Raw genomic sequence first — 15,024 nt, 5'->3', positions numbered from 1 at the left:
TCCGCATCTGCGCACGTGCCCGCGCTGCGTGCCGTCGTCGCAACCGTCCCGGGCGCACGGTCTCAGCCATCCCACCCACCCCCGCCGCTGATCCGGTGCATCACCGGGTCGCGCCGCGGGAAGGCGCGGGTCGACAGGGCATGGCTTTAGCATGCGCCCATGCACGGCACCCTGTTTCCCTCCCGATCGCCTTCCCGGCATGCAGCCCATCGACTCGGCCCCGCGCCGTGGCCGAGAGGCCCCCGCCTCGCTGCCACCCTGCTGCTGGCCCTGCTCGCCGGCTGCGCGCATGCGCCCCCGGACCCTGCCGCCCCCACCCCCTGGCTCGCCCAGGTCCAGGCCCTGCTGCCCGCCGATGTGCTGCTGATCGGCGAGCAGCACGATGCCCCCGAACACCAGGCGCTGGAGCGCGAGGCCGTGCAGTGGCTCGCCGCGCGCGGACAGCTGGCGGCGCTGGTGATGGAGATGGCCGACAGCGGGCGGGCCACCGACGGACTGCCCCGCGACGCGACTGAAGGCCAGGTGCAGCAGGCGCTCGGCTGGAACGCGGCGGCCTGGCCGTGGGCGCAGTACGGCCCGGTGGCCATGGCCGCGGTGCGGGCCGGCGTGCCGGTGCGCGGCGGCAACCTGCCGCGGGCGGACCTGCGCGAGGCGATGCGGGACGAGCGCTGGGACCGGCACCTGGACGCCGCGGCGCTGGCGCGCCAGCACACCGCCCTGCGCGAGGGGCACTGCGGCCTGCTGCCCGAGTCGCAGATCCCCGGCATGGCCCGCATCCAGATCGCCCGCGACGCCCGCATGGCGGCGGTGGCCGCGGCGGCGCGGCGCCCCGGGCAGGTGGTGGTGCTGGTGGCCGGCGGTGGCCACGTGCTGCGCGGCGTGGGCGTGCCCACGCACTGGTTCCCCGGCCTCACGGCCAAGGTGGCGCTGGCGCAGGCCGGCGGGGCGCCCGACCCGCAAGCGGGCGACACCGACGCGGTGCAGGCCACCCCGGCCCTGCCGTCGCGCGACCCTTGCGCCGAGCTGCGCCGCTCGCAGGGCGCCAGGCCCTGAGGCGCCATGGCGAACCCGGTGGGGGATTCAAGCCAAAACGGCCTCCAGCACATGATCCACTAGGGCATATAGCTATTATTTTTATAGCAATCGATCCGCACGCCCGTCCGCCGCCCGTGCCGGCTCAGTGGACGGCCCCGCCCGCCTGTCCGCGCAGCAGCGCCGTGAACGCCTCGGCCGGCAGCGGGCGCTGGCACAGGTAGCCCTGGTAGCGGTCGCACCCGCGCTCGCGCAGGAAGGCCAGTTGCTCGGGCGTTTCCACGCCTTCGGCCAGCACCGCCAGACCCAGGCTGTGGCCCATGGCGATGATGGCCGTGCAGATGGCCATGTCGTCGCTGTTTTGCGGCAGGTCGCGGATGAAGCCCTGGTCGATCTTGAGCACGTCAATGGGAAAGCGCTTGAGGTGGGCGAGCGACGAATAGCCCGTGCCGAAGTCGTCGATGGCCATGCGCAGGCCCAGGCCGCGCAGGCGCAGCAGCACCTGGCGGGCCTCCTCGGGGCGCTCGGCGAGCGCGCCTTCGGTGATCTCCAGCTCCAGCTGCGTGGGCGGGTAGCCCGAGGCGGACAGGGCCGACGCCGCGCAGCCGGCCAGGTCGGTCAGGTGGAACTGGCGCGGCGACACGTTCACGGCCATGGTCAGGGCGGGCAGCCCGGCCGCGCGCCATGCCTGGGCCTGGCGGCAGGCCTCGTGCATGACCCATTCGCCCAGCGGGCCGATCACGCCGGAGTGCTCGGCCACAGGGATGAAGCGCGCGGGGGAGATCATGCCCTCCTGCGGGTCCATCCAGCGCACCAGCGCCTCGGCGCCGATCACCCGGCCGGTGGCGATGTCCACCTGAGGCTGGTAGTGCAGCTGCAGGTGGCCGAGCGCCAGCGCCGCGCGCAGGCGCGATTCGAGGGCGAGGCGCTCGCGCGCGGCCCGCGTCATGTCTTCGCTGAAAAAACACCAGGCGCCGCGCCCGCGCTCCTTGGCGCCATAGACGGCGGCGTGGGCGCCCTGCAGCAGGGCCTGGGCGCTGTCGCCGTGGCGCGGGAACAGGCTGATGCCCACGCTCGCGCCGGCCACCACCTCGAAGCCCTCGGGCGAGCGCCAGGGCTCGGCCACGGCGGCGATCAGCGTGCGGGCGATGGCGGCGGCCTCCTCCTCGCTCGCGGCGTGGCGCACGAGCACGCCGACCTCGTCGCCCGCCAGGCGCCCGGCCAGATCGCCCGGGCGCAGGGCCGATTCCAGCCGGCGGGCGATGTGCCGCAGCACCTCGTCGCCCACGGCGTGGCCGTAGCTGTCGTTCACGTCCTTGAAGCGGTCCAGGTTGAGCAGCAGCACGGCCATGGACTCGCCGCTGCCGCGGGCCTGGGCCGTGGCCTCCTCCAGCCGCTGGGCGAACCAGGTGCGGTTGGGCAGGCCGGTGAGCGGGTCGTTGTGGGCGAGGAACGCCAGGCGCTGGCGCTGGGTGTGCTCCTGGGAGATGTCGGTGAACAGGCACACGTAGTGCGTCACCACGCCCGCGCCGTCGCGCACGGTGCTGAGCGACATGCGCTCGGGAAACACCTCGCCGTTCTTGCGCCGGTTCCAGATCTCGCCCTGCCAGCGGCCGGTGCGCGACAGCTCGGTCCACAGGGCCTCGTAGAAGGCCCGGTCGTGCCGGCCGGACTTGAACAGGCGCGGCGTCTGGCCGAGCAGCTCGGCCTCGGTGTAGCCCATCAGCCGCGTGAAGGCCGCGTTCACCGAGAGGATGCGGTTGTTCGCATCGGTCACCACCATGCCCTCGATGGCGTTGTCCACCACCGTGGTCGCCAGGCGCTGGCGCTGCTCGGCGCCGCGCGCCATCCGCGCCCAGGCGCGGCCCCGGCGCACCAGCGCGGCGGCATCGGCCGCCTGCAGCCGGCGCAGCCCGGCCACCGCCAGGGCGGCGGAGACCAGCACGAAGGCGATGTCCTTGGCGCTGCCCCACAGGCCGGCGCGGGTGCCGCCACCGGCGTCCGTGCCCAGCAGCCAGGCCAGCAGTGCGTCGCCGCCCGCCACCCACGCCACGCCCGCCGCCACGTAGGCGGCCCACGCCCAGCCGGGCACCCGCGTCAGGGCCGGGCCCTCCTCTTCATCCATGAACGTCCTTGTTGTGTTTTGCCTCGCCCGCCGGGCGCACCGCGCTTTCCAGGCGGCCTCCAATGGGACCGTATTCTCGCGCCAGCCGGGGCGCTCCAGAGCGATCGGCGCGGCACGGCCCCTGGCCTTGCTGCGACAATCGCCCCGCTATGAACCAAGCCTATATCCTTACCCTGTCCTGTCCCGACAAGCTCGGGCTGGTGCATGCGGTGTCCGGCTTCCTGCTGGAGCATGGCGGCAACATCGAAGAGGCCGCCCAATACAACGACCACGCCACCGGGCTGTTTTTCATGCGCGTGCAGTTCGCCTGCGCAGCGCACGACCACGCCGCGCTCAAGACGCAGCTGGCCGCCTTCGCCGGACCGCACGGCATGCACTGGCAGCTGCACCCGGTGTCCGAGCCGATGAAGACGGTCATCATGGTCAGCCGCGAAGGCCATTGCCTGAACGACCTGCTGTTTCGCTGGAAGTCCGGCCTGCTGCCGGTGCACATCGCGGCCATCATCAGCAACCACCGCGATTTCTACCAGCTCGCGGCCAGCTACAACGTGCCGTTCCACCACATCCCCGTCACGGCCGCCACCAAGGCGCAGGCCGAGGCGCGGCAGTTCGAGATCATCGAATCCGAGGGGGCCGAACTGGTGGTGCTGGCGCGCTACATGCAGGTGCTGTCGGACGACCTGTGCCGCAAGCTGGAAGGCCGGGCCATCAACATCCACCACAGCTTCCTGCCCAGCTTCAAGGGCGCCAAGCCCTACTATCAGGCGCACGACCGCGGCGTGAAGCTGATCGGCGCCACCGCCCACTACGTGACGGCCGACCTGGACGAGGGCCCGATCATCGAGCAGGATGTGGCCCGCGCGGACCACAGCAAGACGGTGGAAGACCTCACCGCCATGGGCCGAGACACCGAAAGCCAGGTGCTGGCCCGCGCCGTCAAGTGGCACACCGAGCACCGCGTGCTGCTCAACGGCCACAAGACGGTGATCTTCCGCTGAAGGCGCCCCGGGTGCGGCGCATCGAGGGAGCCCGGTGACCACGGCCCGCCCGTTCGACCGGCCACGCGGCGCGGTGCGCGCGGCCGACCCGGAAGCCGCCGGCGGGGACGGGCCGGGGGCGACCGGCCGGCGCATCCCGCCCATCCAGTGCCTGCTGACCTTCGAGGCCCTGGCCCGCCTGCGCAGCGTGACGCAGACCGCCGACGAGCTGTGCGTGACGCCCAGCGCCGTCAGCCACCGCGTGCGCCAGCTCGAGCAGATCCTGGGCGTGCGGCTGTTCGGCCGCGCCGACTTCTCGCTCACCACCGAAGGCAGCGCCTACCTGGCCCATGTGCGCGAGGGCCTGGGCGCTCTGCAGCGCTTTCCGGGCGCGGCCACGGCGCCGGGCAAGCGGCGGCTCAAGCTGGCGGTGACCCCGACCTTCGCCCGCGCCATCCTGATCCCGCGCCTGCGCCAGTTCACCGAGGCCTATCCCGAGATCGATCTGGCGCTGCAGGTGTCCATTCCGCTGCTGGACGTGGTCGCCGAGGACGCCGACCTGATCGTGCGCTTCGGCCCGGGGCACTACGCCGACCTGGAGCACGTGGAGCTGGCGCGCGACCGGGTCACGCCGCTCGCCTCGCCCGCCTTCGTGCGCGAGCACGGCCCTTTCGAACGGCCCGGGGACCTGGAAGGGGTGGCCTTGCTGCGCAGCCCGCTGGAGCCCTGGCGCACCTGGTTCGGCGCCAGCGGCCTGGACTGGGCCGAGCCCACCGAGGGCTCGCAGTTCAACGACATCGGCCTGATGTGCGATGCCGCCGCGGCCGGCATGGGCGTGGCGCTGGTGCGGCTCAAGCTGGGCGCGCCCTGGCTGGAAAACGGCACCCTGGTGCGGCTCTTTCCCGGCGAGGCACCCAGCCCGCACGCCCACTACCTGTGCTGGCGCACCGGTACCATGGACCGCTGGGAATGCGCGGCCTTCACCGACTGGCTGCGCCGCACCATGGCGTGAAACGGGGGGAGCGGCACCCCGTGCCCCCGCGCCGGGCGGCGATGGCGGGCAAAAAACCCCGGTTTCGGCCGGCATGGGCTTGCGCGACGCGCACAGGGCCGTCAAGATTCCCAAAGGCCCTGCGCGGCGCGGGTCTATTGTGACGCTGGCGGCGGGCGCGGCTTCAAACCATCACATTACGCCTCGCCGGTTTTCCAGCAGGCCCGGCATTCAAGCCTGGGCTGCAGTGGCCGATAACCCCTAGATGCCGCCCACCAGGACCTTGCGACCATGAACGCCTTCACAGAACCCCTTGCCGCGTCCGAGCTGGAACGCGCACGCACCACGGGCCTGCTGGCCGCGCTGGAACGGGTGCAATGCACCATCGAATTCGACCTGGCCGGCAAGGTCCAGCACGCCAACCCCCTGTTCCTGGCCCGCATGGGCTACGCCCTCGAGGACATCGTCGGGCAGCACCACCGCATCTTCTGCCCGCCCGACGTGGCGGCCAGCGCGGCCTACGGTGCCATGTGGGAGCGCCTGGCCGCCGGCGAGATCGTCGAAGGCGTGTTCCAGCGCCTGACCAGGAACGCCGAGCCGGTGTGGCTGCAGGCCTCCTACAACCCCATCTTCGACAGTGCCGGGCGCCCGGTGGGCGTGGTCAAACTGGCCACCGACGTGACCCAGGCGCGCCAGGCCCAGGCCGACTTCGAGGGCAAGATCGCCGCGATGGACCGGGTGCAGGCCATGATCGAGTTCGATCTGCGCGGCAAGGTGCTGCACGCCAACCCCAATTTCCTGAAGGTGTTCGGCTACACCGAGGACGAGGTCGTCGGCCAGCACCACCGGATGTTCTGCACCCCGGAAGTGGTGCGCTCAGCGGAATACGCGCGGCTGTGGGAGCGGCTGGCCCGCGGCGAATTCGATGCCGGGCGCTACCGCCGCGTGGCCAAGGACGGCTCGGACGTGTGGATCCAGGCGTCGTACAACCCCATCCTCGACTCCTCCGGCAAGCCCTACAAGGTGGTGAAGTTCGCCACCGACATCACCGAGGAAACGCGCCAGGCCGCGGAGACCAAGGGCAAGCTCGATGCCATCGGCCTGTCGCAGGCGGTGATCGAGTTCAGCGTGGATGGCCGCATCCTCACCGCCAACCCGAACTTCCTGCGCACCATGGGCTACACGCTCGATGAGATCCGGGGCAAGCACCACAGCATGTTCTGCGACCCCGATTTCGTGAAGACGCAGACCTACCGCGACTTCTGGGCGGACCTGGGCGAGGGCAAGTTCCAGAGCGCGCGCTACCGGCGCATCGGCAAGCACGACGCCGGTATCTGGATCCAGGCCACCTACAACCCCATCTTCGACGTGGAAGGCCGCGTGTACAAGGTGGTGAAGTTCGCGGTCAACGTGACCGAGCAGGTCGAACGCGAGACCGCCGTGTCGCAGAAGGTGCGGGACATCGGCGCCGTGCTGCGCACCATCTCGGACTCGATCCAGCAGGTGGCGCGCAACTCCGAGCGCTCGGCCGACCTGGCCACCCAGACCCAGCGCGAGGCCGGCCAGGGCCACCAGGTGCTGGCGCGCTCGCGCGAGGCCATCGCCGCCATCGAGCAGTCGTCCGCCGACATCCGCGACATCGTGGCCACCATCGGCGAAATCTCCAGCCAGACGCATCTGCTGGCCTTCAATGCCGCCATCGAGGCGGCGCGCGCCGGGCCGCACGGCATCGGCTTTTCCGTGGTGGCCGACGAGGTGCGCAAGCTGGCGGAAAAGTCGGCGCTCGCCGCGCAGGAAATCTCCAAGCTCGTGGGCAGCAGCGTGGCCCGCGTGGCCGAAGGCGGGCGCCTGTCGGAAGAAGTGGGCGCGGCCTTCAGCCGCATCCTGGCCGCGGTGGACAGCACCAGCCAGTCCATCGGCGAGATCCGCAACGCCATGCTGGCCCAGGAAACGTCCACCCAGGACGTCGTCGTGCTGCTGGACAAGCTGCAAGGCGCCAGTTCCGGACGCACGGGCGCATGACCGAGCCGGGCAGCCCCTCCACGCCAGCGGCGGCCGACGCCGACGCCGAAGCCCCTGCCCGCGCCCAGGCGCATGTGCGGGTGCGCGTGGGCGACTGCCACATCGCCATCGCGGCGGAGCATGTGGAGCGCGCGATCGCCATCCCGCCGCAGGGCCTGGCGGCCCTTCCCCGCCGCCAGGGCGCCCTGACCGGCATGATCGACCTGGACGGCCGTGCCGTGCCGGTGGTGTCGCTGGAGCGCTGGCTGCCCATCCAGGCCTCGCCTGCGGGCGGCGCTCTACAGCGGGTGCTGGTGCTGCACGCGGGGCCGGCGCGGATCGGGTTGCGGGTGGACGAGGTCCTGGGCGTGAAGCCCGTCGATCCGCAGGCCATCGTGCGCGTGCACCACGACGGCGGCCAGGAGGAATGGTTCCAGTCGGTCGTGCCCGCCTCGGCCGGCGCGCCGATCCTGTCGGTGCTCGAGGTCGACCGCCTGATGGCCCTGTGCCAGGTCTGGTGCGAGGACGTTGCAGCGCCAAAGGACCCGGCGCCTGCGGCACGCGCCCCGGACCAGGTCCCCACCGAACGGCATGCGGTCTTCGCCGTGGGCGACGACCTGTGGGCCGTGCCGGCCAGCGCCATCCACACGGTGGTGCCCGTGCCGCACGTCGAACTGAACATGCCCCCCGGCCACCTCACGGTGGCCATCAGCACGCTGCGGGGCCGCAAGCTGCCGCTGGTGGACGTGGCCGCCGATCCGGCCCGCGCCGGTGCCGCGCTGCGCCCCTGGGTGGCCGTGCTGGAGAGCCAGGGGCAGTGGGTCGGCCTCACGGCGGACACCTGCCGGCAACTGGTCGATCTGTCCGAACCCGACCGGGCGCCCACCCCCGGCGATCCGCTGCTCAAGGGCCTGGCCCTGGTGCCCGGGCTGGGCACGCTGCGGGTGCTGGACATCGGCAAGCTGTTCGAGGCCGTGCCCGAGGCGGCCGTGAGCGACGTGGCGCCGGCGCCGACGCAGGCCGACGGCACCGAGGGCGCCGTCGGCGCGCCGACGGGTGCCCAGGCCGACGCGGGCCAGGCCGGCGGCCACTTTCTGGTGTTCGAGGCCGATGCGCTCTATGCCTCGCCGGTGGACAGCGTGGTCGGCGTGGTCGAGCTGCCGCAGCCCACCATCGACGAACTGGTGCGCGGCCGGACCGCCGTGATGCCGTGGCGCGGCAAGACGCTCAAGGTGGTCAGCCTGCCCTCGCTCAACGGCCGGCCCGGCGCCGAGCCGCCGCGCATGGCCATCCTGCTGCAGCCCGACCCGGCTGAACACGCCACCGTGGGCATCGCCATTGCCCGGCTGTGCGACTGGCTGCCGGCCCACCGCGCCGATGTGCGCGAAATGCGGCTCGGCTCGGTGGGCGAGTTCCGCATGGTCACGCACCAGCACGATGGCGCCAGCGCCAGCATGGTCGTGGTCGACCTGGGCCAGTTGGCCTACCTGCTCGGCTGACGCCCCCAACCCTTCTCCCCAAGGACCTCCCATGACCCCAGCCAGGCCCCCCGAGAACGAAGCGCAGCGCCTGCGGGCGCTGCAGGCGCTGATGCTGCTCGACACGCCCCCGGAGGAGCGCTTCGACCGATTCGTGCGGTTCGCGGCCGAACAGCTGGACGCCCCGATCGCCCTGATGAGCCTCATCGACGGCCAGCGGCAATGGTTCAAGTCGCGCGTCGGGCTCGCCGTGCCGCAGACCAGCCGCGACGTGTCGTTCTGCGCCCACGCCATCCTGCAGCCGGACCTGTTCGTGGTGGAGGATGCGAACCTCGACGCGCGCTTTGCCGACAATCCCATGGTGACCCAGGCCCCGAACATCCGCTTCTACGCCGGCGCCCCGCTGTGCGCGCCGACCGGCGAGCGCCTGGGTACGCTCTGCATCATCGACACCAAGCCCCGCAGCCTCACCGCCACCGAGCGGGCCGTGCTGCGGGCGCTGGGCACCCTGGCCAACGAAACCATTGCCGGCAAAGACCAAGACGCATGACCCGTCCTCCCCCCCTGCCCCTCCTCTTGCTGGTGGAGCCGCAATTCGTGCTGCGCCGCACGATCGTCTCGGTGGCGCGCGACCTCGGCCTGGTGGACTTTCACGAAGCCACCAGCGTGGCGCGGGCCCTGCCCATGCTGGCGTCCCAGCCCTTTTTCGGCCTGGTGCTCGATTGCGACGATGCCGCCGCCTCCACCGACCTGCTGGCGCGACTGCGCGGCGGAGCGTTCGCCTGCGCGGCCGACGTGCCGGTGCTGGCCATGTCCTCGCTGCCCGACCCGGAACGCGATGCCTGGCGCGCCGCCATCGGCGTCACGGGCACGCTGCGCAAGCCCTTCAAGATCGGGGCACTGCTCGAATCGGTGCAAACCATGGCGGGGCGCAGGCCATGACCGCGCGGCCCCCCTGCGTGGTGGTGCGCGCGTCCCGGGCAGGCGCCGGCGCCGCGCCCACCTTCATCGACCCGCTGGGAGACTGCCGCCCGTGCCACCGCTGAGTTCGATCCCCCGCCCCGAAGACACAGACCAGGCGCTCGAACGGGAACGCCAACGCATCTGCGCCCTGCAGACCACCGGCCTGCTGGAGACGCCGGACAGCGACGGCTTCGACCGCATCACGCGGCTGGCAAGCGCCCTGTTCGGTGCCCCCATCGCGCTGGTGACGCTGGTGGACATCGAGCGCCAATGGCACAAGTCGCGCGTGGGCCTTTCCGCGCGCGAGCTGCCGCGCTCGGTGGCCTTTTGCCACCACACTATCCAGTCCGCCGACGTCATGGTGGTCGAGGACACCCTGCTGGACGAACGCTTCGTCCACAACCCGCTGGTGACCGGCGAGCTGGGCGTGCGCTTTTATGCGGGCGCCCCGCTGGTGCTGCCCGGCGGCCAGGCGCTGGGCGCGCTCTGCATCCTGGACCAGCACCCGCGCACCTTCGATGCCGCGCAGTGCCGGCAGCTCCAGGACCTGGCTGCGCTCGCCATGAACGAGATCGCGCTGCAACGCACGGCCGGGCGCATCAACGAGATCACCAGCCTGTACAACCGGGCCCAGCTCGTGCAGGACCTGATGAGCCAGTGCACCCAGACGCCGGGCGAGACGCGCACGCTCGTGCTGCTGGACGTGATCCGCGACCGCGACCTGCAGCAGGCCGTGCGCGCCATCGGCATCGCCCCGCTGGAGGCCGGCCTGCGCGACGTAGCGCTGCACCTGGCCCAGGCCCTGGGCCCGGGGGTGCAGCTGTACCACGCCTCCGAAACCCGGTTTGCCTACCTGCTCCCCGAGGACGGCGCGCAGCCGCAGGAGCAGGAGCAAGCCGTGCTGCGGGTGCAGCGCCACCTGCAGGAAGCGTTCCGCATCAGCCGCGTCGTGCTGGAGCTGTACCTGGTGGCGGGCCTGGCGCGCTTCACGCTCGACGCCGAATCCGCGGGCGACGTGCTGCGCCGCGCGACCTCGGCCCTGCACCAGGCGGACGAGCTGAACCGCGCCTTGGTCTGGTATGCCCCCGAGTCCGACACCGCCCACCGCCGCGCCTTCGCGCTGCTGCGCGGCCTGACGCAAGGCCTGGCGGAGGGCGAGTTCCGCCTGGTGTACCAGCCCCAGTTCGAGGTGCGCCAGCAGCGCTTTTCCGGCGTGGAGGCGCTGATCCGCTGGCGCCACCCGCGCCACGGCAATGTCTCGCCCGCCGAGTTCATCGAGCAGGTGGAGCAGACGGCGCTGATCCATCTGCTCACCGAATGGGTGCTGCACACGTCACTGGCCCAGCTGGCGGAATGGAACCGCCAGGGCCTGCAGCTGACCATGGCGATCAACGTGTCCGCCCGCAACCTGGAGCATCCGGACTTCGCCCTGGTGCTGCGCAATGCCATCGCGCTGCACGGCGTGGCGGCGCAGCAGCTGCACATCGAATGTACCGAGAACGTCGCCCTGACCGGCCGGGCCACGCAGCGCGTGCTGGAGGAGATCCGCGCCATGGGCCTGAAGGTGTCGCTGGACGACTTCGGCATCGGCTACTGCAACCTGTCGTGCCTGCGCGGGCTGCCGGCGGAAATGCTCAAGCTCGACCAGTCGCTCGTGATGCCCATCGCCCACGACATGCAGGCCTGGACGCTGCTGCGCACCATCATCTCGCTGGGCCAGCGCCTGGGCTACCAGCTCGTGGCCGAAGGCGTGGAAACCCAGGAGATCCTGGACATGGTCTCCGAGGCGGGCTGCGACCTGGTGCAGGGCTATTTCCTGGCCTACCCCATGGAGGCCGGCGAGGTCGCGCCCTTCTTCGCCGCGCGGGCGGCGGCGGCACCGGGAAAGCTTTTCACGGCCGACGCGAAAGAACTTCACGCGAGCGCGGCCGCGCAGCCACCCGTTTGGCGGCTGGATTGACGTAGAGTGCCCCTTCAGCGGTGCCCGCCGGGGGCCCCGCGGCACCCCATGACGATCGCCAACGCCCCTTCCCCCTCACCGTCCCCCGCCGCCGCCATCCGCGCGCGGCTGATCCCCGCGCTGCAGGCCGTGCTGCCCGCGCATGCGCTGCTGTGGCAGGCCGAGGACACCACGCCCTACGAATGCGACGGGCTCACCGCCTACCGCCAGCGCCCGCTGGCCGTGGCCCTGCCCGAGACCGAGGAGCAGGTGCAGGGCGTGCTGCGCGCCTGCCATGCGCTGTCGGTGCCCGTGGTGGCGCGCGGGGCCGGCACCGGGCTGTCGGGCGGGGCCATGCCGCACGCCCTCGGGGTGACGCTGTCGCTCGCCAAGTTCAACCGCATCCTGCGCATGGACCCGGTGTCGCGCACCGCCGTCGTGCAGTGCGGCGTGCGCAACCTGGCCATCAGCGAGGCCGCCGCACCCCACGGGCTGTACTACGCGCCCGACCCGAGCAGCCAGATCGCCTGCACCATCGGCGGCAACATCGCCGAGAACTCCGGCGGCGTGCACTGCCTGAAGTACGGCCTCACGGTGCACAACGTGCTGCGCGTGCGCGGCTTCACCATGGAGGGCGATCCCGTCACCTTCGGCAGCGAGGCGCTGGATGCGCCCGGCTACGACCTGCTGGCCGCGGTGATCGGCAGCGAGGGCATGCTGGCCGTGGCCACCGAGGTCACGGTGCGCCTCATCCCCAAGCCGCAGCTGGCGCGCTGCATCATGGCCAGCTTCGACGACGTGCGCCGGGCCGGCGATGCGGTGGCGGCCATCATCGCGGCCGGCATCATTCCGGCGGGCCTCGAAATGATGGACAAGCCCATGACCGCCGCGGTGGAGGACTTCGTCTGCGCCGGCTACGACCTCACCGCCGAGGCCATCCTGCTGTGCGAGAGCGACGGCACGCCCGAGGAGGTCGAGGAGGAGATCGGCCGCATGAGCGAGGTGCTGCGCGCGGCCGGCGCCACCGCCCTCACCGTGAGCCAGGACGAGGCCGAACGCCTGCGCTTTTGGAGCGGCCGCAAGAACGCCTTTCCGGCCAGCGGCCGCATCAGCCCCGACTACATGTGCATGGACTCGACCATCCCGCGCAAGCGGCTGGCCGACATCCTGCTGGCCATTGCCGAGATGGAAAAGAAGTACGGGCTGCGCTGCGCCAACGTGTTCCACGCGGGCGACGGCAACCTGCACCCGCTGATCCTGTTCGATGCCAACGACCCCGACCAGCTACACCGCTGCGAGCTGTTCGGCGCCGACATCCTGGAGACCAGTGTCGCCATGGGCGGCACGGTGACGGGCGAGCACGGCGTGGGGGTGGAAAAGCTCAACTCCATGTGCACCCAGTTCACCACCGAGGAGAACGCGCAGATGTTCGCGCTCAAGGCCGCCTTCGATCCGGCGGGCCTGCTCAACCCGGGCAAGGTGATCCCCACGCTCAACCGCTGCGCGGAGTACGGAAAGATGCTGGTGCGCGGCGGCCGGATCGCCCACCCGGACCTGCCGCGGTTCTGAACGCCGCCCGGCCGGGGTGCCGGCGCGGGCCGGCCGCTGCCCACTCCCGCGCTCAGAGCATCAGCACCACGAGCAAGCACACCACCCAGGCCGCCAGGGGCGCAAGGCCCTGCCCCAGCCGCCGCGCGCGCCGGTAGAGGTAAGCGGGCGCCAGCCACACCCAGGCGCGAAAGCCCGCGGTGTCGTGCCCGGCGCGCCACAGCCAGCGCTCGTCCACGAAGGCCAGCAGCACGTTGAACGCCACCGTCAGGAAGAAGAACGCCCCGGACTGCACGGCCCGCTGCGACACGTACGGATCGCGGTACACGAGGTAGGCCACGAAACCCTCCAGCGACACGCCCATCACCGGCGCGCAGGCCAGCAGCCAGGCCAGCGTGTTGTTCACGCTGCCGGCCCAGGGATCGGCGGGCGCGTGCAAGCCCAGGTGAGGCCCCAGGTGCGGCCGGAACTCCGAATGCTCCACCGGCACCCAGCACGGCAGGCCCGGGCGCCAGATGCGCTGGCCCGGGGGCAGGCGCCGGGCATCGATCAGGCGCACGATCTCGTCGTCGGGCACCGGGCCGCGGCACTCGCCCTGCGCCTCGTAGAACCAGCGGGCGTCCTCGCCCAGGTGGATGTCGACTTCCATGGCATTCATCGCAGCCACTCCCCTTTGCGCAAGGTGGCGGAAGCCCGCTCGGACGGATGGAGGACGGTGGGATCGGCCGGCGGCACCCGCGTGACGGGCCGCGCCGCCGCGAGCCGGTGGTGCACGGCGCCGGCGGCGGGCAGGGGACGGTAGCCGCGCCATGCCCGCTCCAGCAGGTGCTGGTAGCCCGGCGACAGGTCCGGGCCGTCGTGCGCGGCCTCGGCGAACACGAAGTCGGCCGACACCGGCTCGCGCGCGGTGTGGCTGGCGTATTCGGTGTCCACGCGCGAGCCGATCCAGACCGGCGCGGGCGCGTCCATGCGCCATTCGGTGATCTCGCGCACCCGCCGGAAATCGACCGACCGCTGGCGCAGCAGGTACAGCGCCTCGGCCCCGCCCGGCTCGGGCGGCAGGGCCGCGAGCGCCTCGCGCGTGAGCCGCGCATAGTGCGCCGTGGCCGGCCGGTGCTCGCAGGCGTATTCGACGATGCGGCGCCCGCGCGCATCCTGGAACGAGCGCCACTGCACGGACGCGCAGGCCCCGCGGCCATCGAGCGCCGCGCCCAACACCCGGCCCGGCACGTCGCCGCGCTCCAGCCCCTTCACCTGCCGCACCGCGCCGTCGCCGCAGCCGGCGAGCGCCATCCCGGCGCACACCAGCGCCACCCATCCCTTGTGCATCGTTTTTTGCTCCCCTGCCGAGCCCCTCGGCAGGCCCCGAGGCACCTGCCGGAATTCGGAAAGTTGATTTTTAATCAATTGCTTGCCGTGACTTTATCCGAAAATCAATCTTCCGTCACCGGGTCTGCCTAGCGTGCCGCCATGCACGATCCCAAGCAGCGGTTTGCCGAGAAATTACGAGAAGCCATGACAGCCGCCGGCTATGAGCCCAAGCCCTCCGTCCTCGAGCGGGAGTTCAACACCCGGCACTGGGGCAAACCCATGACCCTGCACGGCGTGCGCCGCTGGCTCCTGGGCGAGACCATGCCCGATGCCCGCAAGCTCATCACCCTGGCCGAATGGCTGGGCATGCCGGTGCAGGAACTGGCGTTCGGCGTCGCCGACGGTACCGAAGTGCGCGAGCAGCCTGCCCAGTGGCACGTCGGCGTGGGCTACGAGGACCGCGAGCTGTTCGACACCTACCTCAAGCTGCCCGTGCCCAAGCGGCGCCTGGCGCGCGAGGTGATCCTGGCCATCGCCAAGGCCCACGCGGCCGATCAGCCCAAGCCGGCCGGCAAGCCCCATTGACGCGGGCACCAACCGTCACCCCAAATCACGGCGGCCGCGTAACTCGAAGACGGAGTCAATCCACGGCCAACGGG

The 15,024-nt window shown here is 71.7% G+C and carries 13 protein-coding genes; 10 read left to right on the top strand and 3 right to left on the bottom strand.

What is annotated here, in order from left to right:
• Positions 1 to 159 precede the first annotated feature (159 nt).
• Complete coding sequence (locus AVME950_RS19810) at positions 160 to 1,053, top strand: ChaN family lipoprotein (RefSeq protein ID WP_284431103.1); 894 nt, start codon at positions 160 to 162, stop codon at positions 1,051 to 1,053.
• A gap of 124 nt (positions 1,054 to 1,177) precedes the next feature.
• On the opposite strand, the gene AVME950_RS19805 is transcribed toward AVME950_RS19810, so the two are convergent.
• Complete coding sequence (locus tag AVME950_RS19805) at positions 1,178 to 3,157, bottom strand: putative bifunctional diguanylate cyclase/phosphodiesterase (RefSeq protein WP_284431102.1); 1,980 nt, start codon at positions 3,155 to 3,157, stop codon at positions 1,178 to 1,180.
• Between the two features lie 149 nt (positions 3,158 to 3,306).
• Here AVME950_RS19805 and purU point away from each other — a divergent pair, with 149 nt between their 5' ends.
• The 8 genes from purU (at position 3,307) to AVME950_RS19765 (ending at position 13,075) form a co-directional block, all read left to right on the top strand.
• The gene (gene purU / locus AVME950_RS19800) at positions 3,307 to 4,155 is read left to right on the top strand and encodes a formyltetrahydrofolate deformylase (protein WP_284431101.1); all 849 of its coding nucleotides are present in this window, start codon (positions 3,307 to 3,309) and stop codon (positions 4,153 to 4,155) included.
• A gap of 73 nt (positions 4,156 to 4,228) precedes the next feature.
• Positions 4,229 to 5,146 (top strand): LysR substrate-binding domain-containing protein, encoded by a 918-nt coding sequence (locus tag AVME950_RS19795; protein WP_284431130.1) that lies wholly within the window; start codon positions 4,229 to 4,231, stop codon positions 5,144 to 5,146.
• Between the two features lie 270 nt (positions 5,147 to 5,416).
• Positions 5,417 to 7,147, top strand: a complete 1,731-nt coding sequence (locus tag AVME950_RS19790; RefSeq protein ID WP_284431100.1) for a methyl-accepting chemotaxis protein — start codon at positions 5,417 to 5,419, stop codon at positions 7,145 to 7,147.
• Entirely contained in the window at positions 7,144 to 8,625 is a 1,482-nt protein-coding gene (locus AVME950_RS19785) for a chemotaxis protein CheW (protein ID WP_284431099.1), read from the top strand. The genes AVME950_RS19790 and AVME950_RS19785 overlap by 4 nt, the downstream gene beginning before the upstream one ends.
• A gap of 31 nt (positions 8,626 to 8,656) precedes the next feature.
• Positions 8,657 to 9,154: a GAF domain-containing protein gene (locus tag AVME950_RS19780; protein ID WP_284431098.1), complete on the top strand. Its 498-nt coding sequence runs from the start codon at positions 8,657 to 8,659 to the stop codon at positions 9,152 to 9,154.
• Positions 9,151 to 9,546 (top strand): response regulator, encoded by a 396-nt coding sequence (locus tag AVME950_RS19775; RefSeq protein ID WP_284431097.1) that lies wholly within the window; start codon positions 9,151 to 9,153, stop codon positions 9,544 to 9,546. Before AVME950_RS19780 ends, AVME950_RS19775 begins: the two co-directional genes overlap by 4 nt.
• Positions 9,547 to 9,637: 91 nt before the next feature.
• Positions 9,638 to 11,527, top strand: coding sequence for a sensor domain-containing phosphodiesterase (locus AVME950_RS19770; RefSeq protein WP_284431096.1), 1,890 nt, complete (start codon positions 9,638 to 9,640; stop codon positions 11,525 to 11,527).
• A gap of 48 nt (positions 11,528 to 11,575) precedes the next feature.
• Entirely contained in the window at positions 11,576 to 13,075 is a 1,500-nt protein-coding gene (locus tag AVME950_RS19765) for an FAD-linked oxidase C-terminal domain-containing protein (protein ID WP_284431095.1), read from the top strand.
• Positions 13,076 to 13,127: 52 nt separating this feature from the next.
• On the opposite strand, the gene AVME950_RS19760 is transcribed toward AVME950_RS19765, so the two are convergent.
• Both AVME950_RS19760 and AVME950_RS19755 read right to left on the bottom strand, forming a co-directional pair.
• Entirely contained in the window at positions 13,128 to 13,712 is a 585-nt protein-coding gene (locus tag AVME950_RS19760) for a GYF domain-containing protein (protein WP_284431094.1), read from the bottom strand.
• Positions 13,709 to 14,383 (bottom strand): hypothetical protein, encoded by a 675-nt coding sequence (locus AVME950_RS19755; RefSeq protein ID WP_284431093.1) that lies wholly within the window; start codon positions 14,381 to 14,383, stop codon positions 13,709 to 13,711. Before AVME950_RS19755 ends, AVME950_RS19760 begins: the two co-directional genes overlap by 4 nt.
• A gap of 141 nt (positions 14,384 to 14,524) precedes the next feature.
• Between AVME950_RS19755 and AVME950_RS19750 the strand changes: the two genes are divergently transcribed.
• Positions 14,525 to 14,950: an XRE family transcriptional regulator gene (locus AVME950_RS19750; RefSeq protein WP_284426762.1), complete on the top strand. Its 426-nt coding sequence runs from the start codon at positions 14,525 to 14,527 to the stop codon at positions 14,948 to 14,950.
• The last annotated feature ends 74 nt before the right edge of the window (positions 14,951 to 15,024 follow it).

This window comes from Acidovorax sp. SUPP950 (assembly GCF_030158935.1).
Taxonomy (GTDB): domain Bacteria; phylum Pseudomonadota; class Gammaproteobacteria; order Burkholderiales; family Burkholderiaceae_C; genus Paracidovorax.
This window is presented reverse-complemented; position numbering and strand designations above follow the sequence as displayed.

Coding starts and splice junctions, on each gene's coding strand:
- AVME950_RS19765 (WP_284431095.1), top strand. CDS start 11,576: ATGACGATCGCCAACGCCCCTTCCCCCTCACCGTCCCCCGCCGCCGCC.
- AVME950_RS19805 (WP_284431102.1), bottom strand. CDS start 3,157: ATGGATGAAGAGGAGGGCCCGGCCCTGACGCGGGTGCCCGGCTGGGCG.
- AVME950_RS19755 (WP_284431093.1), bottom strand. CDS start 14,383: ATGCACAAGGGATGGGTGGCGCTGGTGTGCGCCGGGATGGCGCTCGCC.
- AVME950_RS19750 (WP_284426762.1), top strand. CDS start 14,525: ATGCACGATCCCAAGCAGCGGTTTGCCGAGAAATTACGAGAAGCCATG.
- AVME950_RS19790 (WP_284431100.1), top strand. CDS start 5,417: ATGAACGCCTTCACAGAACCCCTTGCCGCGTCCGAGCTGGAACGCGCA.
- AVME950_RS19760 (WP_284431094.1), bottom strand. CDS start 13,712: ATGAATGCCATGGAAGTCGACATCCACCTGGGCGAGGACGCCCGCTGG.
- purU (WP_284431101.1), top strand. CDS start 3,307: ATGAACCAAGCCTATATCCTTACCCTGTCCTGTCCCGACAAGCTCGGG.
- AVME950_RS19785 (WP_284431099.1), top strand. CDS start 7,144: ATGACCGAGCCGGGCAGCCCCTCCACGCCAGCGGCGGCCGACGCCGAC.
- AVME950_RS19780 (WP_284431098.1), top strand. CDS start 8,657: ATGACCCCAGCCAGGCCCCCCGAGAACGAAGCGCAGCGCCTGCGGGCG.
- AVME950_RS19775 (WP_284431097.1), top strand. CDS start 9,151: ATGACCCGTCCTCCCCCCCTGCCCCTCCTCTTGCTGGTGGAGCCGCAA.
- AVME950_RS19810 (WP_284431103.1), top strand. CDS start 160: ATGCACGGCACCCTGTTTCCCTCCCGATCGCCTTCCCGGCATGCAGCC.